The sequence below is a fragment of the Kitasatospora sp. NPDC058444 genome (assembly GCF_042721415.1).
Lineage (GTDB): Bacteria > Actinomycetota > Actinomycetes > Streptomycetales > Streptomycetaceae > Kitasatospora.
Genome location: NZ_JBHXLL010000050.1, coordinates 43854 through 66368 on the forward strand (window position 1 = coordinate 43854; position 22515 = coordinate 66368).

Sequence of the window (22515 nt, forward strand, 5' to 3'; positions counted from 1 at the left end):
CGGCCCTCCCTGGTTCGACGGTCGCGGCGCGGATGCCGGCGACCCCGTGTGGGATCCACGATCGCGCTCGCCGCGGGCCGTTCCCAGGGCCGAGCAGCCCCAGGGACGGCCCGAAGGTCCCGGTCACGACTCCGGGACGACGGCGACCGGGCAGAGCGCGTGGTGCAGGACGGCGTGGCCGATCGGTCCGAGCGCGCCCACCAGGAGCGCGCCCCGCCTGCCCAGCACCAGGAGTCGGGCCTTGGCCGACGCCTCCACCAGCGCCAGGCCGGCTCCCGCGTCCGTGCTCTCCGCGACGGCCTCGACCCCGGGACGGGAGGCCCGCCACGGGGCGAGGACGCGGGCGAGGAGTGCGTCCTCGTCGGCCGGTGCGCCGGTGGCCGAGGCGTGCACGACCCGCAGCGGCAGTCCGTGGCGGTGCGCCGCGGCGAAGGCGAACTCCAGCGCCGCCTCGGCCGGTCGGCGGGCGTCCAGGCCGAGCACGATCTGCTCGCGCGGCTCCGGGCCGACCGGGTCCACCGGCAGCACTACGGTCGGGCACCCGGACCGGGCCGCGAGGTGCAGGGCGGTGGAGCCGACCCGCAGTCCCGGGAAGCCGCCGGCCCCGCGGGCCGCGACGACGAGCAGTTCGGCGTCCTCCCCCGCGGCCAGCAGCGCCGCGGGGGCGACGTCGTGGACCTCCTCGGCGCGGGTCTCCAGCCCGGGGTACCGCACCGCGAGGACGTGGCGCACCTCGTGGAGCAGGTCGCCCGGGCCGGTCCGCCGTCCGACGGACCGGCCCGGGAGCAGATCGGGCATCAGGGGCAGGGCGTGCAGGACGCGCAGCTCGCGGCCGAGCGACAGCGCCTCACGGGCGGCCCAGTCGGCGGCGGCCAGGCTGGGGTCGGAGCCGTCGACTCCGACGGTTACGGGCAGGTCCATCACTGATCTCCTGACGGTCGGCCCCCCTGGTCGCGGATCAGCCCTCCCAGGTCCAGTCGGTGATCTCGGGCAGATCGGTGCCGTGTTCGCGGATCCAGTCGTGGTGGCGGGTGCGCCGGTCGGCCATCTCCTGGCGCAGGGCGGCGGCCCGGACGGCGAGGCCGGGGACGCGGTCGATGACGTCCATGACCAGCCGGTAGCGGTCGAGGTCGTTGCGGACCACCATGTCGAAGGGCGTCGTGGTGGTACCCGACTCCTTGTAGCCGCGCACGTGCAGCTGGGGGTGGACGGCCCGGCGGTAGGCGAGGCGGTGGACCAGCCACGGGTAGCCGTGGTAGGCGAAGACCACCGGCCGGTCGCGGGTGAACAGGGCGTCGAACTCGGGGTCGGGCATGCCGTGCGGGTGCTCCTCGGCGGGCATCAGCCGGGCCAGGTCGACCACGTTGACCACCCGGACGGCCAGGTCGGGCAGACGGCGGCGGAGCAGCTGGGCGGCCGCGAGGACCTCCTGGGTGGGGACGTCCCCGGCGCAGGCGAGCACGACGTCGGGTTCCCGGGTGCCGTCCTCGGTGCCGGCCCACTCCCAGATCCCGGCGCCCCGGGCACAGTGGGCGCGGGCCTGCTCGAGAGTGAGCCAGTCGAAGCAGGGCTGCTTGCCGGCGACGACGACGTTGACGTAGTCGCGGCTGCGCAGGACGTGGTCGGCGGTGGCGAGCAGGGTGTTGGCGTCCGGCGGGAAGTAGACCCGGACGGCTTCGGGGCTCTTGTTGAGGACGTGGTCGACGAAGCCCGGGTCCTGGTGGGAGAAGCCGTTGTGGTCCTGGCGCCAGACGTGCGAGGTGAGCAGGTAGTTGAGCGAGGCGATCGGCGCGCGCCAGGGCAGCGCCCGGGTGGTGCGCAGCCACTTGATGTGCTGGTTGACCATGGAGTCGACGATGTGGACGAAGGCCTCGTAGCAGGAGAACAGTCCGTGGCGGCCGGTGAGGAGGTAGCCCTCCAGCCAGCCCTGGCAGGTGTGTTCGGAGAGGATCTCCAGCACGCGGCCGTCGCGGGCGAGGTGTTCGTCGACGGGCAGGGTCTCGGCCTGCCACGCCTTGCCGGTGACGGCGTAGACGGCCTGGAGCCGGTTGGAGGCGGTCTCGTCCGGGCCGACCAGGCGGAAGTCCCTGCGTTCGGCGGTGTCGGCCATCAGCTGTTCGAGCAGGTCGCCGAGCACCCGGGTGGGTTCGTGCAGGGTGGTGCCGGGCTTGTCCACGGGCACGGCGAAGCGCTCCAGCGGCGGGATCGGCAGGTCGCGCAGCAGCAGGCCGCCGTTGGCGTGCGGGTTCGCCCCGAGGCGGCGGTCGGCCTCGGGGACGCAGGCCAGCACCTCGGCGGTGGGCCGGCCGTGGTCGTCGAAGAGCTCCTCGGGCCGGTAGGAGCGCAGCCACTCCTCCAGTTGGGCGAGGTGGGCGGGGTTGTCCCGGACCTGGTCCAGCGGCACCTGGTGGGCGCGCCAGGTGCCTTCGACCGGCACGCCGTCGACCTCCGCGGGGCCGGTCCAGCCCTTGGGGGTGCGCAGCACGATCAGCGGCCACCGCGGGCGGTCGGCCCTGGCGCCCGTGCGGGCCTCGTGCTGGAGGGCGGCGATCCGGTCCAGGGCGGTGTCCATCGCCTCGGCCATGGCGCGGTGGACGGTCATCGGGTCGTCGCCGCTGACGTACAGCGGGAGGTGGCCGTACCCGCGCAGGAGCGCGTCGAGTTCCTCCTCGGGCAGCCGGGCGAGCACGGTCGGGTTGGCGATCTTGTAGCCGTTGAGGTGCAGGATCGGCAGCACGGCGCCGTCGTGGACGGGGTCGAGGAACTTGTTGCCGTGCCAGGAGGCCGCCAGCGGTCCGGTCTCGGCCTCGCCGTCGCCGATCACGCAGGCGACCAGCAGACCGGGGTTGTCGAAGGCCGCGCCGTAGGCGTGCGAGAGCGCGTAGCCGAGTTCGCCGCCCTCGTGGATGGAGCCCGGTGTCTCGGGCGCGACGTGGCTGGGCACGCCGCCGGGGAAGGAGAACTGCCGGAACAGCCGGCCCATGCCGGCCTCGTCGCGGGTGACGCTCGGATAGGTCTCGGTGTAGCTCCCCTCCAGCCAGGAGTTCGCCAGCACGGCGGGCCCGCCGTGCCCGGGGCCCCAGACGCAGATCGCGTCCAGGTCCCGGGCCTTGACCACCCGGTTGAGGTGGGTGTGCACCAGGTTGAGGCCGGGCGAGGTGCCCCAGTGGCCGAGCAGCCGGGGCTTGATGTGCTCCGGGCGCAGCGGCTCGCGCAGCAGCGGGTTGGCCATCAGGTAGATCTGTCCGGCCGACAGGTAGTCGGCGGCCCTCCAGTGGGCGTCGAGCGCGCGGATCTCCCCCTCGGAGGGTCCGCCGGGAGCCGGGCTGGGATGGACGGACATGACTGCGTACTCCTCAGGTCTGTCGGCTCTCCGACCACCGGTGGTCGGCGAACCTCATCGTCGTCTCTCGGCCGGAGCCCGCTCAGGGCCTAACAGGCCACATTCCACGGGATGCCGGGGGCCGGTGGTCCCTGCTGTCCACGGGATTCATCCGGATGGCCCGCACTGTGCCCCGCACTGCCTCGCACCACGAACGGCCGGGTGGGGAGAGGGCTGCCCTCTCCCCACCCGGCCGAGGCCCGGTCGGCCCGGCCCCGCCCCGGTTGCTAGTCCGCGGGAGTGATGACGCCGTAGTGGCCGTCGTACCGGTGGTACAGGACGTTCCCGCGCCCGGTCTCGCTGTTGGTGAAGAAGACGAACGGCAGGCCTCCCAGGTCGAGCCGCGCGGCGGCGCCGGCGACGCTCAGCTCCGGTACGGCGTGGGTGCTCACCGAGATTCCCGGCTCGGCCTCGGGTGCCGTTCCGGCCGAGACGATCCGGTACGCACCCGTCTCCCCGTCGTGGTGGACGACGCTGTCGCAGCCCGTGTGCGCGTCGGTGTAGAGGTGGAAGTCGTAGTCCATCGCCTCCAGTTCGAAGACCGCCGCCCACGTGGTCTGCCGCGCGAGACTGTAGGTCTTGTGCCGCACGACGCGGCGCTCCTCGCTGTCCAGCGCCCGGCGTTGCGGCCGGTGTTCGTGCCTGGCGGCGGGCCGCTCCGTGTGGTGGCGGTGGTGCCGGTGGGCCCGGACCCGGGCGATCCTGGCGTTCAGCCGGTCCTGGAGCAGGTCGACGGCCTCCTGCATGGTGGTGGCGGCGACGTGGGCGCGCACGGGCCGACCGTTCAGATCGAGCGTGGCCTGGGCGGTCGACGGCCTGGCCACGGCGTGATTGGGCTCCTGGGTGAGCTTTACCCGGACGGCGAGGACCGGCTCGTCGAGTCGCTCCAGAACGGCGAGCAGCTTCGTCCTGGCGTAGTCGGGCGCGGCCAGGGTGACCTCACCGCGGGTCGTCACGGTGATGTCGGGGGCGGTTCGGGTCTGCAGGCGGTTCATCGTGGTTCCCTTTCCGGTACGTCGGACCGTAGTGCGCGCGTCAGCCCGTGGCGTGCGTTCCGACCCGTGCGGACGGGCCCGGTCCGCGCCGTTGCCCGTCGTCGAAGATCTTCGGGTCCGCGGGACGGCGCCTCCCATGGGCCGACGGTCCCGCTCACCCGCGCCGGCGGTCCCTGTTCCACCCGCCCGATGGTCCCGGGGCGCCGGGGCGGACACCGGCTCACGAGGCGAACGGCTCCCCGGCGTTCGCCCGGGTCGGGACCACCGGCCCATCAACCGGTCCCGTCCGGCCCTGGGTCGGCCGCGGGCCCCGGCGGGAGATTGGTGCCACCGGACGACGACGCGCCCGGCCCCGACCCGGCATCGAAGGAGTACCCGTGACCACGCAGCAGGTGCTGGCGGGCCTCGACGGCTCACCGCAGAGCGAGGCCGCCGCCATGTGGGCGGCGCAGGAGGCCCACCGGCTCGGAGCGGCCCTGCGGCTGCTCCACGTCTGGCCCTGGCTGACCAGCGCGGAAGCCGAGCGGCAGGCGCGGCCCGGCGACCTCAGGCCCGCCGCGCTCGACGCCCTCTCCCGCGTCGCCGACCGGATCCGCCTCACCCACCCGGACCTGACGGTGGAGACCGCCGTGCGGGCCGACGACCCGGTGGACGGGCTGGTCGCCGAAGCACAGGGGCGGGAGATGCTGGTGCTCGGCTCCCGGGGCCTCGGGGGATTCACCGGTCTGCTCGTCGGCTCGGTCTCCCTCGCGGTCGCCGCCCGCGCGACCGTCCTCGTCCGCGAGGAACAGCCCCTGCCGCGCACGAACACCGCTCCCGCCCGCGAGGTGGTGGTCGGCGTCGACTCCTGCGAACCGGACGAGGCCGTCCTCGAGTTCGCCTTCGCCCAGGCGGAGCGCCGCGGCGCCACGCTGCGCGCCGTCCACGGCTGGGACCCGGCCCCGGCATGGGCCTTCGGAGGCATGATGCCGCCTCCGATGGACCTTCCCGACCAGGAGGGCACGGAGGCTTCCCTGCTGTCGGAGCACCTCACGCGCCCGCGGGCCGGCCACCCGGGCGTGGACGTCGTCGAGGACGTCCGGATCGGCGGCGCCGCGAACGCCGTCCTGGACGCCTCCGCCGGCGCCGAGTTGGTCGTCATCGGTCGGCGCGAGCGCCGCCACCGCATCGGCACGCTGCTCGGCCCCGTCGCCCATGCCGTGCTCCACCACTCGACCGCTCCGGTCGCGGTGGTCCCCCATCCGTGAGGACGGGCCGCGCCCGCCACCGCCGTCCACCGAACCGTTGACGAAGTCCACCGAACCGTTGACGAAGGAGACCGACATGACCGCCGTTCCCGGGCCCGCCGGCCCGGTCCCGCACCGACGCCGGCGCGACCACCTGCGGCGGGCGTTCGGGCGGGACGGCAACCCGCTGGTCCGCCCGATCGACCGCTCGCGCAGCCGGGTCCTGCTGCTGACCGCGCTCGGCATCGGGCTGGCCCTGCTCTTCGGCGCCGGCGCGGCGGCGGACCGCTTCGCCTCGGTCCGGCACCGGGAGTCCACCACGGCCGCCCGGCTGCACGACGTCCAGGCCGTCACGCTCGCCCCGGCACAGCGACGGATCGACCCCGGCACCGGGAGGACGCGGTACGAGGCCGAAGCCGCGTGGACCTCCCCCGACGGCCGTGGCACCACCGGGACCGTCTCCGTTCCCGGCAGCACCGCCACCGGTTCGGCCGTCGGGATCCGGGTCGACGACACCGGCCGGCCCGTCCCTCCCCCGCCGGGGACGATCCGGGCCGCCGCCGACGCGGCCTGCCTCGGGTTCCTCGCCTTCGGCGGCCTCACCACGCTCCTCATCGCGGGCCTCAGCATCCGTCTGATGCTCCTCGACCGCCGGGCCGACGAGGCCTGGCAGCGCTCCTGGTCGTCCTTCGAGCCCCGGTGGAGCGGCCGCACCCGGCGCGACAACCGGGCGGGCTGACCCCGCACCGCGGACCCGGACCGGCCGCACCGGCGCGGCCGACGGCTCTCCGGACGCGGAGGAGGGACGGCACCCCACGCCATGACGGCCCGTCGGCCGCCGTGCCGTCGGCATCACCCGCGACACGGAGCCGGGCGGCCCTACCGGTTCGCCCCGGATTCCGGCACACTGCCAGGGGATCTGAACGACCTGCCCGCCGAGGCAGGCTGAGCGCGGAGCGGTGATGGCGGACGACCTGGCGGCCGGCACGGACAACCCGGTGAAGGTGTTCCTCCTCGACGACCACGAGGTGGTCCGACGGGGCGTGCACGACCTGCTGGACACGGAGCCCGGCCTCACCGTGGTCGGCGAGGCCGCCACGATGGCCCAGGCGCTCGCCCGCGTGCCGGCGCTGCGCCCGGACGTGGCGGTCCTGGACATGCGGCTGCCCGACGGCGACGGAGTGACGGTCTGTCGCGAACTACGCTCGCAGCTGCCGGAGTTGGCCTGCCTGATCCTCACCTCCTTCGACGACGAGGAGGCCCTGCTCGACTCGATCATGGCTGGCGCCGCCGGCTACGTCCTGAAGCAGATCAGCGGTACCGACCTCGTCACCGCGGTCCGCACGGTCGCCTCCGGGCAGTCCATGCTCGACCCCGGCGCCGCCACCCGGCTGATGGCCAGACTGCGCGGCGAGGCCGCGGCCCAGCAGCCGTCCGACGCGCCTCAGCTCACCCAGCGCGAGCGGGACATCCTCGCCCTCATCGGCGAGGGCCTGACGAACCGGCAGATCGGCCAGCAGCTCTTCCTCGCCGAGAAGACCGTCAAGAACCACATCTCCCGCCTGCTCGCCAAGCTCGGCGTGGAGCGCCGTGTCCAGGCCGCCGTCATGGCCACCCGGGTACTGACCGGCCAGGACCCCGCGACGGCCCGCACCACCGCATGACCCCGGCGGACGCGGCGCCAGTTCCTTGAGCCGGGGATCCGCGTCGGTGGCGTTGCCGGACGGAGTGGAAGCGGGGCTGCGGGTCGTCTTCAACGGCCGGTTGGATCGCCTTCGCCGTGGTGTCCCCCGGCGATCAGGGACACCAGGGGATCGGGCCCTGAACCACTGCTGGGAACCAGCGGGAAAGCGACCCGAGCGGGCACCTTCAGGCGCCGTCCCGGCCGCCCGTCATGGACTCGGACACCGCGACGAAGGCCCGCACGAGGGGACGGTCGTCTCCTCGGCGGGTGGCCAGGAGGACCCTGCTCACCGCGGGCGGCCCGTCGAGTTCGAGGCTCCGCGCGCCCGCGGGGAGCAGCGTGGTGGCGCTGTGGGGGGCGATGGTGACGCCGAGGCCGGCGGCCACGAGCATGGTGATGGTGTGCCAGTTCGAGCATTCCTGGGCGACTCGGACGTCGTTGCCGGTGTCCCGGATCGGCCGGGTGTTCACGTCGAAGGCGTGGGCTCCCGCCGAGCGCGGGAAGAGGATCAGGGGGTCGGCGGCCAGCGCCGCCGGGTCCACCCGGCCGGCGGCGGCCGCGGGGTGGTCGGCGGGGACGACCGCGACGAAGCGTTCCGTCGTGAGGAGGGCGAGGTCGATGTCCTCGCGTTCCTCGGCGTCCCGGACGATCCCGATGTCGGCCGTACCGCGTTCCAGGGCCGTCAGGACGTCGACGGTGAAGCCGTCGTGGAGCTTGACCTGGACGTCCGGGCGGCGGAGGGAGAAGGCGCGGAGCCGTTCGCTGACGATCGCGGTGGCGGAGGTGATGAAGGCGATGTCCAGCCGGCCGGCCTCGCCGCGGCCGACCCGCCCGGCCTCGTCCAGGTCGGCGGCCAGCCGGCCCAGGAGGTCCCTGGCCCGCGGCCGGAACGTCGCTCCCGCGTCCGTGAGGCGGACGCTCCGGGAGGTCCGCCGGAACAGCTCGACGCCGACGATCTTCTCGAGCTGCCTGATCTGCTGGGACAGGGCCGGCTGGGCGATGTGCAGCCGCTGGGCGGCGCGGCCGAAGTGGAGCTCCTCGGCCAGCGCCAGGAAGTAGCGCAGATGGCGGAGCTCGATTCGCTGATCCATATCTCCAGCCTATTGATCGGGGTCCGGGTGCGTATTGGACACATGGGTGGGCGCGGCCGCAGGCTGACGTGGTGTCATCCAGGGAAGGGATCCACCCCATGCCGTACGCCTCCGCCCCGACCGTGGTCTCCTCGATCGCCTCGCAGAGCGACGCCGACGCGTTCCGCGAGCTGAACGAGGAGTGGATCTCGCAGCTGTTCACCCTGGAAGCGGAGGACAGGGCCGTGCTCGGGGATCCGTTCGGCCGCATCGTGGGCCCGGGCGGCGACGTGCTCCTGGCCCGCGAGGCGGGCAGTGGGGCCGTCCTGGGGTGCGTGGCACTCCTGGCCTACCCGGACGCCGTGTTCGAGCTGGCGAAGATGGCCGTGACCCCCGCGGCGCAGGGACGCGGCATCGGCCGTCTGCTCGTGGCCGCGGCGATCGACCGGGCCCTGGCACTCGGCGGGGCCCGGCTGTTCCTCGGGACGAACAGCAGGCTGGCGCCCGCCGTCCACCTCTACGAGGAGGCCGGGTTCGTCCGGATCACCCGCGACCGCCTCCCGGTGGCCGAGTACTACGCCCGCGCCGACATCCTCATGGAACTGGGCTGACGCCCCGGACACGGCCTGGACGGACGTCGGAGGTGTGACGGAGAACGCGAACGGAGGAGGTCGGCATGGATGGTGGCCACCACGGCGGTGACGGCAACGACTCGTGGCTCAGCAGTGTCGTCGGCGGCGGCGACGGGCCCTTCGGCAGTGGCGGCAAGGGCGGCGGTCCGCTGGGGACGATCCTCGTGATCCTCCTGGTCTTCGGTCTGCCGATCCTGGTGGTGCTCCTGCTGGCCGACTGACGGACAGCGGGGCTCGGTCCCGTCAGGGCGTCTGGACCGAGGCGCCGAGCCGGTAGTCGTGCGCGGAGAACGCGGCGGCGACGGCGAACCGGTCCGCCCTGACGAGCGTCTGCCGCCACTCGATCGCACGCCCGTCGGTGTCGCGGCCGAGCCGGTCGATCGCGAGCAGCGCGGTGGTCGCGGGGAGGTCGAGCAGGATGCGCTCCCCCCGGCCGGGGACCACGGCGCGGATGCGTTCCCAGCCCCCGCGGATGCGGCTGCCGCAGTGGCGTTCGAGCTCGTCGTAGAGCGAGGTGTGGGTGAAGTCGACGTCCAGCAGCGGGTGGGCCAGGTCCGCGGGAAGCCAGATCCGGTCGACGGCCAGCGGTTCCTCGTCCGCCAGGCGAAGGCGTTCGAGGTAGACGAGCGGCGTGGACTCCTCGAGTCCCAGCCGGGCGGCGATGACGCCGTCGGCGCGGCGGTCGAGCGCGCGCACGACGCTGCGCTGGACGGCGCCGACCTCCTCGACGGAGCGGAACAGGCTGTACGCCTCGCTGATGTCCTGCTCCAGGGGGCGGCTCGCGGTGAACCGGGAGGCCTTGCCGCGCTGGGCGGTGACGAGGCCCTCCTCACGGAGCGTCCGCAGGGCCTCGCGGACGGTGTGCCGACTCACCCGGTACTCGGCGACGAGGTCGTGCTCGCCGGGGAAGACGTCGCGGAACTCGCCCTCGTCGAGCCGGCGCAGCAGGTCGGCGCGCAGCTGCGCCCAGAGCGGACTGCCGGCGGCTCGGGCGAGGGGCCGGGGGCCGGGCGCGGAGGTCACGGCGCCCTCCTGTGGTTCGGGGGTCGGGTGGGTGGTGCGGGACACGAGGTGAATGTTCGTACCTTCGGGGGGTCAGCACAAAATCGTTGCCCACCGGGCGAGGCGGGCAACGACGGGCAGCGGCGGGGGCGACGGGCAGCGGCGACGGACGGCGGCGAGCGACGGGTGGCGGCCGCTGCCCGGACGTGAGGGGTCCGGGCAGCGGCCGTGCGGGATCCGTCAGGCGGAGGCGCCGATCAGCATGAACGCGGCCACCGCGAGCAGGACGACGGCGAAGGCCCGTTGCAGCGCCGCGCCGGAGAGCTTGGCCGCCAGTCGCTTGCCGTCCCAGGCACCGAGGACGGCGGCTCCCACGAACGGCCCGAAGATCGCCGGGTCGATGGACACCTCCGTGACCGTCAGGCGGGTGGCCAGGGAGACGACCGAGTTGATGACGATGACCACCAGGCTGGTGCCGACGGCCTTGCGCATCGGCAGCCGGAGCACGGAGACCAGCGCGGGCACCGCGAGGAATCCGCCGCCGACTCCCAGCAGCCCGGTCACCACCCCCAGCCCGGCGCCGGCCGCCACCGTGCCAAGGTGCCCGTCCCGGCCGGCCGGCTTCACGGACGTCGCGGATGGACCGGACGTCGCGGACGTGGTCGGACCGGACGTCGCGGGCATGGTCGGACCGGACGGACCGGCGCCGCCGCCGTCCTCGGTCGCCGTGCCCCGCGCGGCGCGGGTGCCGCGCAGCATCACCGCGGCGGCCACCGCCGCCAGGACGGCGAACGCGGAGGTCAGCACCGGCTGCGGGATGCGGTGGGCGAGCACGGACGCCCCGATGGCGGGGAGCACCCCGGCCGCGGCGAACAGCGCTCCGGTGCGCCACTGGACGTTGCCGGTGCCGGCGTGGCGGACGAGCGCGGTGACGGAGGTCGCGGTGACGATGACCAGGCTGGTCGTCCCGGCGTCGGAGGGCGACAGGCCCAGCAGGTACACCAGGGCCGGGACCGCGAGCACTCCCCCGCCGCCGCCCAGCGCACCGAGAGCCACACCGACCACGGCTCCGCAGAGCAGAGCGGTGATCAGGACGCTCACGCCGTGACGCCGTCCGAGTCCTGGTCGGCGGGGTGGACGACCTCGCCGTGCCAGGCGGCGAAGCCGCCGCGCAGGTCTGTGGCCTCGAAGCCGCGGGCGCGCAGTACGGACGCGGCCACCGAGGAGCGGTTGCCGCCCGCGCAGATCACGGTCAGCGGCTGCTCGGCCGGCAGTTCGCCCAGGCGGGCGAGCAGTTCGGGCAGCGGGACGAGCCGGGCGCCGGGGAGGGTGCCCTTGTCCCGTATCTCACCCGGGCCGCGGACGTCCAGCAGCTCGAACTCGGCCGCGCCCTCGGCGAGTTCGTCGGCGAGCTCGTCGGCGTCCACGCGCACGACCGCGGTCAGGTGCGCGGCACCGATCGTCTCGACCGCGGCGTCCAGGGCGCCCAGGACGCGGTCGAAACCGATCCGGGCCAGGCGGTTCCGGGCCTCGATCGCGGTGTCCGGGTCCCCGCACAGGACGATGGCGTCCTGGGCGTCGAGCACCTGGCCGGCGAGTTCGGCGAACCGGCCGCCGAGGGGGATGTTGACCGCGCCGTACGGGTGGGCGGCGGCGAACGCCTCCGGGTCCCGGGTGTCCAGCACGGTGGCGCCGCCGGCCCGGGCCTCGATGAACGCCTGGGGGGTGAGCGGGGGGACGGGCGTCTCCTCGTCCAGGACCGGACGGGCCTGGCGGTTGCGCACCGAGGTGAACGCGAAGTAGGCGGGCGCGGCGGGCTGGCCGTCGGTCACCACGGCGACGAACTCGTCCTCGGTCATGTCGGCCAGGGCGTAGTTGCCGCGGCGCTGGTTGCCGATCGTGCAACTCAGCTCGGTGGAGAGGTTCTTGCCGCAGGCCGAGCCGGCTCCGTGCGCGGGGTGGACGCGCGTGTCGTCGGGGAGGGTCAGCAGGGCGCGGGTGGAGCGGTACAGCAGGCGGGCCATCTCCTCGGCGGACCGGCCGCGCGAGCTGAGCAGGTCGGGGCGGCCGACGTCGCCGATGAAGAGCGTGTCGCCGGTGAGCACGCCGAACGGGACGGCGTCACCGGCGTGTTCGCGCACGACGACGCAGATCGACTCCGGGGTGTGGCCCGGGGTGTGCAGGATCTCCAGCTCGACCTCGCCGAGGCCGAGTCGCTCGCCGTCGCCCAGGGGGTCGGTGTCGAAGTCGAGTTCGGCGGCGGAGCCGTAGGAGATCCGCGCGCCGGTGCGCTCGGCGAGCTCCAGGTGCCCGGAGAGGAAGTCCGCGTGGATGTGGGTCTCGATGACCCGCTCGATGGTCAGGCCGTGCTGTTCGGCGGTGGTGAGGTACCCCTGGACGTCGCGCTGGGGGTCGACCACGACGGCCCGGCCGGTGGTGCGGTCGCCGACGAGGTACGAGGCGTGGGAGAGGCAGTCGAGGTAGAACTGCACGAAGACCAGGGGTCCGGCGGGCTTCGTCATCTGGGGCTCCTGAGGGTGGGCGGTGGTTGCGGCCCCGCCGCCCTGGGGGCGGGGCATGGGCACGGGTGTGGGCGCGGTGTCGTCCGGCCGCGGGCCGTGGGCGCGCGGGGCCGCGACGACGGAGGGCCGGGGCGTGGGGATCAGGCGAGCCCGCGGAGCATGAGGTTCCAGTAGAGGAACGGCAGGCCGCGCCGCTTGAGGTACCACATGTCGGTGCGCTCGCGGATGGTGTCGATCACCGGGATCGACGGGGCGGGCCGCCCGCTGTAGTCGAACTCGGCGAGCAGCATCTTGTTGCGGGCCGTGGTCAGCGGGCAGGAGGCGTAGCCGTCGTAGGCGGCCTCGGGTTCCCGGCCGTTGATGGTGGCGAGGAGGTTCTCGACGAGCACCGGCGCCTGCTTGCGCACGGCGGCGCCGGTCTTGGAGTTCGGGGACGATCCGGCGTCACCGAGCGCCCACACGTTGGGGTGGCGGACGTGCCGCATGGTGTGCTTGTCGATCTCGACGTAGCCGGCCGGGTCGTCGGCACCGGCGAGCGGGCTGCGCTTGATCCAGTCCGGGGCGCTCTGCGGCGGCACCAGGTGGGCGACGTCGTACGGCAGGGTGCTCGTCCCCCCGGTCGCCAGATCGGTGACGACCACCTCGCGGGCCTCCGGACGCACCTCGGTGACCTCGCTCCCGTAGTGGACCTTGATGCCGTACCGGCGCACCACGTCCTCCAGTACGCGGGCGAACTCCGGGACGCCGAAGATGGCGGCACCGGGGATCACCAGGTGGACGTCGATCCGGCCGAGCACGCCCTCCCTGCGCCAGTGGTCGGCGGCCAGGTAGGCGATCTTCTGCGGGGCGCCGCCGCACTTGATGGCGCCCGACGGCATGCTGAACACCGCGCTGCCGGAGCGGGTCCCGCGGATGAAGCGCCAGGTCGCGGGGGCGTGCTGCGGCAGGTAGTTGCTGGACAGCCCGTTCCTGCCGAGCCCAGCCTCCAGGCCCGGTATCCGGTCCCAGTCCAGCTGGATGCCGGGGCAGACCACGAGGTGGTCGTAGGAGACCGTGCCGCCGTCGTCCAGCGCCACCTCCTGAGCGTCGGGGTCGACGGCGACCGCGGCGCGGCGTATCCAGTGCACGCCCTTCGGCATGACGGACGCCTGCGTCCGGATGCTCTCCGCCAGCGGCGCCCGCCCGCCGCCGACCAGCGTCCACAGCGGCTGGTAGTAGTGGCGGTCGCTCGGATCGAGCACCGCGACGTCCCGCTCGCCGGCGCGGCGCAGCCGGGCCGCGACCGAGATCCCCGCGGTCCCGCCGCCGATGATCACGATCCGGTGATGCCTGGTCATCTGGTGAACCCTCCCTGGGTCAAATGTACGGACATTAAGCTAGGACGGCCCCCGAACCGGTCGCAAGCTATTGTCCGGACATTTGCCTCCAGGGCACGGAACCGCCGCACGGCACCACCGGCGGCAGAGGAGATCGAGGCCCTCGGCGCATCCCGGCGGCGTGCAGCGGCGAGCAGGGGAGTGCAGTGGTGTGCAGTGGCGCGGATCACAGCGGGTCGAGCCCGGTCGGCGAAATGCGGGGGCCGCCGAGGTGGTTGGCCTGGGCAACCGCTTCCGCCCCCGGCGCACGCCACCGCCACCGCCACCGCCACCGCCCCACGAGGAATCCCATGACCGTCACCGAGAACCCGGCCTCCCGCGCGGCCGCGATCCTGTCCCGGCCCGTCACGATCAACGGGCTGACCGTGCCCAACCGCATCGCGATGGCGCCGATGACGCGCAAGTTCTCCCCCGTCGGGGTGCCCGGCGAGGACGTGCGCTCGTACTACGCCCGCCGCGCCGCCGCGGGCGTCGGCCTGATCGTCACCGAGGGGACGTACGTCGGCCACGAGTCCGCCGGCCAGAGCGACGACATCCCGCGCTTCCACGGCGAGGAGCAGCTCGCCGGGTGGGCCCGCGTCGCCGAGGACGTCCACGCGGCGGGCGGCACCATCGTGCCGCAGCTGTGGCACATCGGCATGGTGCGCAAGCCGGGCGACCCGCCGTTCGCCGACGCCCCCGCCGTCGGCCCGTCCGGCATCCGGCTGGACGGCACCGAGGGAACCGGGCGCGCGATGACCCGGGCCGACCTGGACGCCGTCATCGGCGCGTTCGCCGAGGCCGCCGCGGCCGCCGAGCGGATCGGCTTCGACGGCGTCGAGCTGCACGGCGCGCACGGCTACCTGCTCGACCAGTTCCTGTGGGCGGGCACCAACCGCCGCACCGACGCCTACGGGGGCGACCCGGTCGCCCGGACGAGGTTCACGGCCGAGCTCGTCGCCGCGGTGCGCGAGGCCGTCTCCCCGGAGTTCCCGGTGATCTTCCGCTACTCGCAGTGGAAGTCGGACAACTACCAGGCCCGCCTCGCCGAGACGCCCGAGGAGCTGGAGGCGATCCTCACGCCGCTCGCCGAGGCCGGCGTCGACGCCTTCCACGCCTCGACCCGCCGCTACTGGGTCCCCGAGTTCGACGGCTCGGACCTCAACCTCGCCGGCTGGACCAGGAAGCTCACCGGCCGCCCCACCATCACCGTCGGCTCGGTCGGCCTCGACGGCGACTTCATCCACGCGTTCGCGGGCGAGGGTGCCCCGCTCCAGGGCATCGACGACCTGCTCGACCGGCTGGAGCGCGACGAGTTCGACCTGGTCGCCGTCGGCCGCGCCCTGCTCCAGGACCCGCAGTGGGCCGCCAAGGTCCTCTCCGGCCGCTTCGCCGACCTGCGCCCCTACGACGCCGCCGCGATCCGCACCCTGAGCTGACCGCCGTGTCCGAGGCCCCGCCCGCGCCACCGGTACGACAGGACCGGGCGGCCGGGCGGGTCCACGGCCCCGGGCGAAACGGGCCCCACCCTACCCGGACGTGCGGGCGCCCGCCGGGGAACCGGGAAGGACGCGTCAAGGTCCCGGCAACGGGCCTCCGGCCCGGCGCGTCGCCGCCGCCGATCGGCTAGCGTGGGGCGTTCCCCGACCGACACACCCCTCCCAGGAGCACAGCGCCGTGTCCGACAGCTTCGCGCACCTGCACGTTCACACCGAGTACTCGATGCTGGACGGGGCCGCGAAGAACGGCAAGCTGTTCGCCGAGGCGGAGAGACAGGGCATGCCCGCCATCGCGATGAGCGACCACGGCAACATGTTCGGCGCCTACGAGTTCTTCCACGCCGCCGCGAAGACCGGCGTGAAGCCGATCATCGGCATCGAGGCGTACGTGGCGCCGGGATCGCGCTTCGAGAAGAAGCAGGTGTTCTGGTCCCCGGGCGGCCAGCGCCCCACCGGCGCCGACGGCGAGGGCGGCAAGGACGTCTCCGGCGGCGGCCGCTACACCCACATGACCATGTGGGCGCAGAACGCCACCGGTCTGCGGAACCTCTTCAAGCTCTCCTCGCTCGCGTCGATGGAGGGCTACTACATGAAGCCCCGGATGGACCGCGAGCTGATCGCCGCCAACGCGACCGGCATCATCGCCACCACCGGCTGCCCCTCCGGCGAGGTGCAGACCCGGCTGCGGCTCGGCCAGTACGAGGAGGCGGTCAAGGCCGCCGGCGCCTACCAGGACATCTTCGGGAAGGAGAACTACTTCCTGGAGCTGATGGACCACGGCCTGTCCATCGAGCAGGACGTCCGCGAGGACCTCCTGCGCCTGGCCAAGCAGCTGAACATCCCGCTGCTGGCCACGAACGACTCGCACTACGTCACCGCCGACCAGGCCGACGCCCACGACAGCCTGCTCTGCGTCGGCGTGGGCAAGAACAAGGACGACCCGAACCGCTTCAAGTTCAACGGCTCCGGCTACTACGTCAAGACCGCCGAGGAGATGCGCGAGCTCTTCCGCGAGCTGCCCGAGGCCTGCGACAACACCCTCGCGATCGCCGAGCGGGTCGAGTCGTACGAGGAGGTCTTCACCTACGTCGACCGGATGCCCCAGTTCGACGTGCCCGAGGGCGAGACCCAGGCCTCCTACCTGCGCAAGAAGATCGAGATCGGGCTGAAGCACCGCTACGGGGACAGCCCCAGCCAGGAGGTGCTGGACCGGATCGAGCTGGAGATGGGCGTGATCACCCCGATGGGGTTCGACGCCTACTTCCTCGTGGTCGCCGACATCTGCCAGTACGGCCGGGACAACGGCATCCCGGTCGGCCCCGGCCGAGGCTCGGCGGCCGGCTCGATGGTCGCCTACCTGACCGGGATCACCCAGCTCGACCCGCTGGAGCACGACCTGCTGTTCGAGCGCTTCCTCAACCCCGAGCGCATCAACCCCCCGGACGTCGACATCGACTTCGACGACCGCCAGCGCGACCAGATGGTCCGCTACGTGACCGAGAAGTACGGCGCCGCCTACACGGCCCAGGTGAACACCTTCGGCACGATCAAGGCCAAGGCCGCCGTGAAGGACGCCAACCGCATCCTCGGCTACCCCTTCGCGATGGGCGACCGGATCACCAAGGCGATGCCGCCGGACGTCATGGGCAAGGGCGTCCCGCTGGCCGACCTCTTCAACGACAAGCACCCGCGGTACAACGAGGGCACCGAGATCCGGGCGCTGTACGACAACGAGCCCGACGTCAAGAAGATCATCGACACCGGACGTGGCATCGAGGGCCTGATCCGCGGCACCGGCGTGCACGCCGCCGCCGTCATCCTCTCCTCCACCCCGCTGCTGGAACTGATCCCGCTGCACATGCGGGACAAGGACGGCACCATCATCACCGGCTTCGACTACCCGTCGTGCGAAGCCATGGGCCTGATCAAGATGGACTTCCTGGGTCTGCGGAACCTGGGCATCATCGACCACTGCATCAAGATCGTGAAGGCCAACCGCGGCGTCGACGTCGACATCGAGAAGATCCCGATCGACGACCCCACCACGTACCAGCTGCTCGCCCGCGGCGACACCCTCGGCGTCTTCCAGCTCGACGGCGGCCCCATGCGCGCCCTGCTCAAGCTGATGAAGCCCACCGAGTTCGCCGACATCTCCGCCGTCTCGGCGCTGTACCGGCCCGGCCCGATGGGCATGAACTCGCACACCAACTACGCGCTGCGCAAGAACGCCCAGCAGGAGATCGTCCCGATCCACCCCGAGCTGGAGGCCCCGCTCGCCGAGGTCCTCGGCCCGACCTACGGCCTGATCGTCTACCAGGAGCAGGTCCAGCGCGCCGCCCAGGTCCTCGCCGGCTACTCGCTCGGCCAGGCCGACCTGCTCCGCCGGGCGATGGGCAAGAAGAAGAAGGAGGTGCTGGAGAAGGAGTTCGTCCCCTTCCACGCCGGCTGCAAGGAACGCGGCTACTCCGACGAGGCCATCCAGGCGGTCTGGGACGTCCTGGTCCCGTTCGCCGGCTACGCGTTCAACAAGTCGCACTCCGCCGCGTACGGCCTGGTCTCCTACCAGACCGCCTACCTCAAGGCCAACTACCCCGCGGAGTACATGGCCGCGCTGCTCACCTCGGTCGCCGACGACAAGGACAAGATGGCCGTCTACCTGGCCGAGTGCCGGCAGATGGGCATCAAGATCCTCTCCCCCGACGTCAACGAGTCGGTGGTCGACTTCACCGCCGTCGGCAGCGACGTCCGGTTCGGCCTCAAGGCCGTGCGCAACGTCGGCGTGCCCGTGATCGAGTCCCTGGTGCGCACCCGCGACGAGAAGGGCAAGTACACCTCCTTCGCCGACTTCCTGGACAAGGTCGAACTGGTGGTGTGCAACAAGCGCACCATCGACTCCCTCGTCAAGGCCGGCGCCTTCGACTCCCTCGGCCACACCCGGCTCTCGCTCAGCACCGTGCACGAGAGCGCGGTCGACGCCGTCACCGGGCTGAAGAAGCAACAGGCCATCGGGCAGGACGACCTGTTCGGCGCCCTCGACTTCGGGGACGACGCCGGGCCCGGCATCGGACTGGACTTCCAGCTCACCGAGAACGAATGGCCCCGCCGCCAACTCCTCGCCCTGGAACGCGAGATGCTCGGCCTCTACGTCTCCAGCCACCCGCTCGACGGCGCCGAGCACATCCTCTCCCAGAGCCGCGACACCTCGATCGCCGAACTCCTCGGCTCCGGCCGCTCCGAGGGCGAGGTGCGCCTCTCCGGCCTGATCACCGGCGTCGACCGGCGGATCAACAAGGCCGGAAACGCGTGGGCCATCATCACCCTCGCCGACCGGGACGGCTCCGTCGAGGTGCTGTTCTTCCCCGCGACCTACAACCTGATGGCCGACCAGATGATCGAGGACAACGTGATCTCGATCCGCGGCCGGCTCAACGAGCGCGACGGATCGCTGAGCGTCTTCGGCCAGGAGATCACCACCCTCGACGTCTCCTCCGCCGAACTCGGCACCAAGCCGCCGGTGCACATCACCGTCCCGGCCGCCCGGATCAACCCCCGGGTGGTCGCCGAACTCAAGCTCGCCCTCCAGTCCCACCCGGGCGACGTCCCGGTCCGGCTGCGCACCACCAACTGGGACAAGGACACCCTCTACGAGCTCGGGTACCGGGTGAACCCGGACAACGGGCTCGCCTCGGACGTCAAGACCCTCCTCGGCAACCGCGCCTGGGTGGGCGCGGCCGTCCGGTCCTGACCGGCGGCGCCGGGCCGCCTTCCGGGTTCACCCGGTCCGGCGGTCCGGCGGCTCGGCTGTACGCGGCAGCTCGGCGGTCCGGCTACGCGGCCTTGGCCGCGTCGGACCGCCCCGCGGGCGCCGGCAGGTACGAGGAGCCCGCGGCCCCGGCGGCCAGCCAGCCGACGGCGAGCAGCCAGCCCGCGAGGACGTCCAGCGGCCAGTGCACGCCGAGGTAGATCCGGCTCAGGCCGATCACCCCCGCGAACAGCACCGCACCGACGACGGCCTCGCGGGTGGCGGCCGGCCGCGTACGGGCGACGGCGAGCGCGAGCAGGCCGGCACAGAGGGCGGACGTGAAGGCGTGCCCGGACGGGAAGGCGAAGCCGGAGGCGGTGAACGCCCAGTCCGTCTCCGGCGGCCGGGGCCGGCCGAAGGCGTGCATCAGGCCCTGGCGCAGCAGTTGCCCCAGCGCCAGCCACACCACCGGCAGGAGCAGCGCCCGTACCGTCGCCCACCGGCGCCTCGGCGAGCCGGCGGTCCCGAGGGCGGTGAGGACCCCCGCGGCCAGGGCCATGAGATAGGGAACCACGCCGGTGCCGAGGGAGGTGACCGCCATCGCCACGGCTCGGGCGAGCGGCGGCCGGTGCGCGACGCACCAGTCGACGGCCGCCTGCTCGAACGCGAACGGCGCCCACCCGTGCGCGGCCACCACGGCCGCGACCACCGCGAACGCCGACCACGCCCCCGCGAGCACGACCACCCACCGCCGACGCCCCGTCACCCGCTCAGCCACCAGCCCAGCCCTCCAGCGCACACCCGGGCCGCCGGAACGCGGCCCCGCGCGGCCAGGGTAGCCGCGGCGTCGTCCTCGATCTCACCCGCGCCCGCGCCCAGGGGCGGTGCCCCCACCCACAGCCTCACCGACTACCGGCCCTGACGCCGCCGTCCCGACCAGCGGACCGTCCGACCGGCAGGCCGTCCGGCCAGCAGGGGGATGCTTGACAAACTCAACCTTTCATCTCTAGGGTCGCCATTGCTTCAGGTAGTGAAACTTCTACCCGCGAGCAGCCGTCTTCCCCACCTCAAGACCGCGAGACCCCTCATGACTGACGCCATCCCTTCCGTGGTCGCCCGCCTGCGGGCCGAGTTCTCCACCGGCCGGACCAGGCCGCTCTCCTGGCGCCTGGACAAGCTGTCCGCCCTGCGCACCCTGCTCACCGAGCAGGCCGAGGTGTTCCAGCAGGCCCTGCGCACCGACCTCGGCAAGAGCGCCGCCGAGGCCTACCGGACCGAGATCGGCTTCACGCTCAACGAACTCGACCACACCGTCGCCCACCTGGCCGAGTGGCTGGACCCGAAGCCGGCCGCCGTACCGGAGGTCTTCCGCCCGGCCGAAGCCCGGGTCGTCCGCGACCCGCTGGGCGTCGTGCTGATCATCGCCCCGTGGAACTACCCGCTCCAGCTCGCGCTGGCTCCGCTGGTCGGCGCCCTGGCCGCCGGCAACACCGCCCTCGTCAAGCCCAGTGAGCTCGCCCCCGCGACCTCCGCGGCGATCGCCGAGCTGCTGCCGCGCTACGTCGGGGAGGAGGCCGTCGCGGTCGTCGAGGGCGCCGTCCCGGAGACCACCGCCCTGCTGGAGCAGCGCTTCGACCACATCTTCTACACGGGCAACGGCGCCGTCGGACGGATCGTCATGGCCGCCGCCGCCAAGCACCTGACCCCGGTCACCCTGGAACTCGGCGGCAAGAGCCCGGTCGTGGTCGACCCCGGCGCCGACCTCGCCGTCACGGCCCGGCGGATCGCCCGCGGCAAGTTCCTCAACGCCGGCCAGACCTGCGTCGCCCCCGACTACGTCCTCGCCGTCGGCGACACCGCGCCCCGACTGGAACGCGAACTGGCCGACGCCGTACGGGAACTGAGCGGTGAGGACCCGGCCACGAACCCGGAGTACGGACGCATCGTCAACGAGCGCCACTTCGACCGGCTCACCGCGCTGCTCGGCGACGGGCGGACCGTCATCGGCGGCGAGCAGAACCGTGCCACGCGCTACCTGGCCCCGACCGTCCTCGCCGACGTCCCCGCGGACGCCCCGGTGATGCAGGCCGAGATCTTCGGCCCGATCCTGCCCGTCCTGCCCGTACCCGACCTCGACGCGGCGATCGCGTTCATCAACGAGCGCGACAAGCCGCTCGCCCTCTACGCCTTCACCGAGTCCACGGACACCAAGCGGCGACTGACCGAGGAGACCTCCTCCGGCGCGCTCAGCTTCGGCCTGCCGGTCTCCCACCTGGCGATGCCCGACCTGCCGTTCGGCGGCGTCGGCGAGAGCGGCATGGGCCGCTACCACGGCGAGTACTCCATCGACACGTTCAGCCACACCAAGGCCGTCGTCGACAAGCCCCTCGTCTGACCCCGCCGGGCCGCCGCCCCGCCCCACCCTCGCCGGACCACTGGTCCCGCCGTCACTCTGAATCCCTCCGGAGCATCCACCCATGACCCCGAACGAGCACGTCGACGCCGTAGCCGCGGAGACCGACCGATTCACCACCGCCGTACGGTCCGCCGACCCGGCCACCCCCGTCCCCACGTGCCCCGACTGGACGCTCGCCGACCTCGTCCGCCACACCGGCAGCGTGCAGCGCTGGTTCACCGTCCTGCTGCGGCGGCGCATCCAGGCACCCCCCACCAGCCGGGACGTCGACCTCATGCTTCCCGAGCGCGCGGAGGACTACCCGGCGTGGCTCACCGAGTCCGGCGCGGAAGCGGCCGCGACGTTCGCCACGACCGACCTCGACGCCCCGATGTGGGCCTGGGGCGCCGACCAGCACGCCCGCTTCTGGGTCCGCCGGATGCTCTTCGAGACCCTCGTCCACCGCGTCGACGCCGAACTCGCGCTGGGACTGAAGCCCGAGATCGACCCGGACCTCGCGGCGGACGGCGTAGCCGAATTCCTCACCAACCTGCCCAACGCCACCCTCTTCGCCCCGCACACGGCCAAGCTGCGCGCCGCGGACCGCACCCTCCGCTTCACTCGCACCGACGGAGACGGCGACTGGCTGATCCGCCTGCGCCCCGACGGCTTCGACCTGGCCCCCGACGACACAGCCGCCGCCGACGCCACGGTCTCGGCCACCGCCGCCGACCTCCTGCTCCTCCTGTACGGCCGCACCGACCGCACGGCGCCCGAGATCAGCACGGCCGGAGACGAAGCGCTGCTGGAGCTCTGGTTCGCCAACTCCGCCTTCTAGCACTCTCGTTCCCGCTTCCCGCAAGCCTGGGAGGGCGGAGCGTATGGAGTCCGCCGGCGGGACGGTCCCTCACCGGGCCGGCCCCCCCGCGGGGGCCGCCCCGGGGCGGGGGCGGGGCCGCCGCCCCCCAGCCCCGGGGCGGGCCGGCCGCGGGCGGCGGGGCGCAGCCGGCC

At 73.2% G+C, this 22515-nt stretch carries 18 protein-coding genes; 9 read left to right on the forward strand and 9 right to left on the reverse strand.

Going from position 1 to position 22515, the window contains the following annotated elements:
• Positions 1-123: 123 nt before the first annotated feature.
• From ACFWP2_RS34105 to ACFWP2_RS34115, 3 genes are all read right to left on the reverse strand, one after another.
• Positions 124-921 (reverse strand): universal stress protein, encoded by a 798-nt coding sequence (locus ACFWP2_RS34105; RefSeq protein ID WP_380458780.1) that lies wholly within the window; start codon positions 919-921, stop codon positions 124-126.
• 37 nt (positions 922-958) lie between these two features.
• The gene (locus ACFWP2_RS34110; RefSeq protein ID WP_380458782.1) at positions 959-3343 is read right to left on the reverse strand and encodes a phosphoketolase; all 2385 of its coding nucleotides are present in this window, start codon (positions 3341-3343) and stop codon (positions 959-961) included.
• Positions 3344-3609: 266 nt separating this feature from the next.
• Complete coding sequence (locus tag ACFWP2_RS34115; RefSeq protein ID WP_380458784.1) at positions 3610-4377, reverse strand: HPF/RaiA family ribosome-associated protein; 768 nt, start codon at positions 4375-4377, stop codon at positions 3610-3612.
• Between the two features lie 377 nt (positions 4378-4754).
• Between ACFWP2_RS34115 and ACFWP2_RS34120 the strand changes: the two genes are divergently transcribed.
• The 3 genes from ACFWP2_RS34120 (at position 4755) to ACFWP2_RS34130 (ending at position 7267) form a co-directional block, all read left to right on the forward strand.
• Complete coding sequence (locus tag ACFWP2_RS34120) at positions 4755-5624, forward strand: universal stress protein (RefSeq protein ID WP_380458786.1); 870 nt, start codon at positions 4755-4757, stop codon at positions 5622-5624.
• Between the two features lie 76 nt (positions 5625-5700).
• Entirely contained in the window at positions 5701-6342 is a 642-nt protein-coding gene (locus tag ACFWP2_RS34125; RefSeq protein WP_380458788.1) for a hypothetical protein, read from the forward strand.
• 223 nt (positions 6343-6565) lie between these two features.
• The gene (locus ACFWP2_RS34130) at positions 6566-7267 is read left to right on the forward strand and encodes a response regulator (protein WP_380458790.1); all 702 of its coding nucleotides are present in this window, start codon (positions 6566-6568) and stop codon (positions 7265-7267) included.
• Between the two features lie 205 nt (positions 7268-7472).
• Here ACFWP2_RS34130 and ACFWP2_RS34135 read toward each other — a convergent pair whose 3' ends face one another.
• Entirely contained in the window at positions 7473-8378 is a 906-nt protein-coding gene (locus ACFWP2_RS34135) for a LysR family transcriptional regulator (protein ID WP_380458792.1), read from the reverse strand.
• A 98-nt stretch (positions 8379-8476) separates the two neighbouring features.
• On the opposite strand from ACFWP2_RS34135, the gene ACFWP2_RS34140 reads away from it, so the two are divergent.
• Both ACFWP2_RS34140 and ACFWP2_RS34145 read left to right on the forward strand, forming a co-directional pair.
• Positions 8477-8968 carry a GNAT family N-acetyltransferase gene (locus ACFWP2_RS34140; protein ID WP_380458794.1) on the forward strand — a complete coding sequence of 164 codons (492 nt, stop codon included), beginning with the start codon at positions 8477-8479 and terminating at the stop codon, positions 8966-8968.
• A 65-nt stretch (positions 8969-9033) separates the two neighbouring features.
• A complete protein-coding gene (locus ACFWP2_RS34145) occupies positions 9034-9210 on the forward strand; it encodes a hypothetical protein (protein ID WP_380458796.1) in 177 nt (58 codons plus the stop codon).
• Positions 9211-9232: 22 nt separating this feature from the next.
• Here ACFWP2_RS34145 and ACFWP2_RS34150 read toward each other — a convergent pair whose 3' ends face one another.
• The 4 genes from ACFWP2_RS34150 to ACFWP2_RS34165 all read right to left on the reverse strand — a co-directional run bounded on the left by ACFWP2_RS34150 (position 9233) and on the right by ACFWP2_RS34165 (position 13850).
• Positions 9233-10057, reverse strand: coding sequence for a GntR family transcriptional regulator (locus ACFWP2_RS34150; protein ID WP_380458798.1), 825 nt, complete (start codon positions 10055-10057; stop codon positions 9233-9235).
• A gap of 174 nt (positions 10058-10231) precedes the next feature.
• Positions 10232-11092 (reverse strand): sulfite exporter TauE/SafE family protein, encoded by an 861-nt coding sequence (locus tag ACFWP2_RS34155; protein ID WP_380458800.1) that lies wholly within the window; start codon positions 11090-11092, stop codon positions 10232-10234.
• A complete protein-coding gene (locus ACFWP2_RS34160; RefSeq protein WP_380458802.1) occupies positions 11089-12513 on the reverse strand; it encodes a rhodanese-like domain-containing protein in 1425 nt (474 codons plus the stop codon). The genes ACFWP2_RS34155 and ACFWP2_RS34160 overlap by 4 nt, the downstream gene beginning before the upstream one ends.
• Positions 12514-12653: 140 nt before the next feature.
• On the reverse strand, positions 12654-13850 hold the full coding sequence (locus tag ACFWP2_RS34165) for an FAD-dependent oxidoreductase (RefSeq protein ID WP_380458804.1): 1197 nt from the start codon (positions 13848-13850) through the stop codon (positions 12654-12656).
• Between the two features lie 329 nt (positions 13851-14179).
• On the opposite strand from ACFWP2_RS34165, the gene ACFWP2_RS34170 reads away from it, so the two are divergent.
• Together ACFWP2_RS34170 and dnaE are read left to right on the forward strand one after the other, a co-directional pair.
• The gene (locus ACFWP2_RS34170) at positions 14180-15307 is read left to right on the forward strand and encodes an NADH:flavin oxidoreductase (RefSeq protein WP_380458806.1); all 1128 of its coding nucleotides are present in this window, start codon (positions 14180-14182) and stop codon (positions 15305-15307) included.
• A gap of 238 nt (positions 15308-15545) precedes the next feature.
• Positions 15546-19112, forward strand: coding sequence for a DNA polymerase III subunit alpha (gene dnaE / locus ACFWP2_RS34175; RefSeq protein ID WP_380458808.1), 3567 nt, complete (start codon positions 15546-15548; stop codon positions 19110-19112).
• 82 nt (positions 19113-19194) lie between these two features.
• On the opposite strand, the gene ACFWP2_RS34180 is transcribed toward dnaE, so the two are convergent.
• Positions 19195-19887 (reverse strand): phosphatase PAP2 family protein, encoded by a 693-nt coding sequence (locus tag ACFWP2_RS34180; protein ID WP_380458810.1) that lies wholly within the window; start codon positions 19885-19887, stop codon positions 19195-19197.
• A gap of 309 nt (positions 19888-20196) precedes the next feature.
• Here ACFWP2_RS34180 and ACFWP2_RS34185 point away from each other — a divergent pair, with 309 nt between their 5' ends.
• Both ACFWP2_RS34185 and ACFWP2_RS34190 read left to right on the forward strand, forming a co-directional pair.
• Complete coding sequence (locus ACFWP2_RS34185; RefSeq protein ID WP_380458812.1) at positions 20197-21504, forward strand: aldehyde dehydrogenase family protein; 1308 nt, start codon at positions 20197-20199, stop codon at positions 21502-21504.
• Between the two features lie 82 nt (positions 21505-21586).
• Positions 21587-22342 carry a maleylpyruvate isomerase family mycothiol-dependent enzyme gene (locus tag ACFWP2_RS34190; RefSeq protein WP_380458814.1) on the forward strand — a complete coding sequence of 252 codons (756 nt, stop codon included), beginning with the start codon at positions 21587-21589 and terminating at the stop codon, positions 22340-22342.
• The last annotated feature ends 173 nt before the right edge of the window (positions 22343-22515 follow it).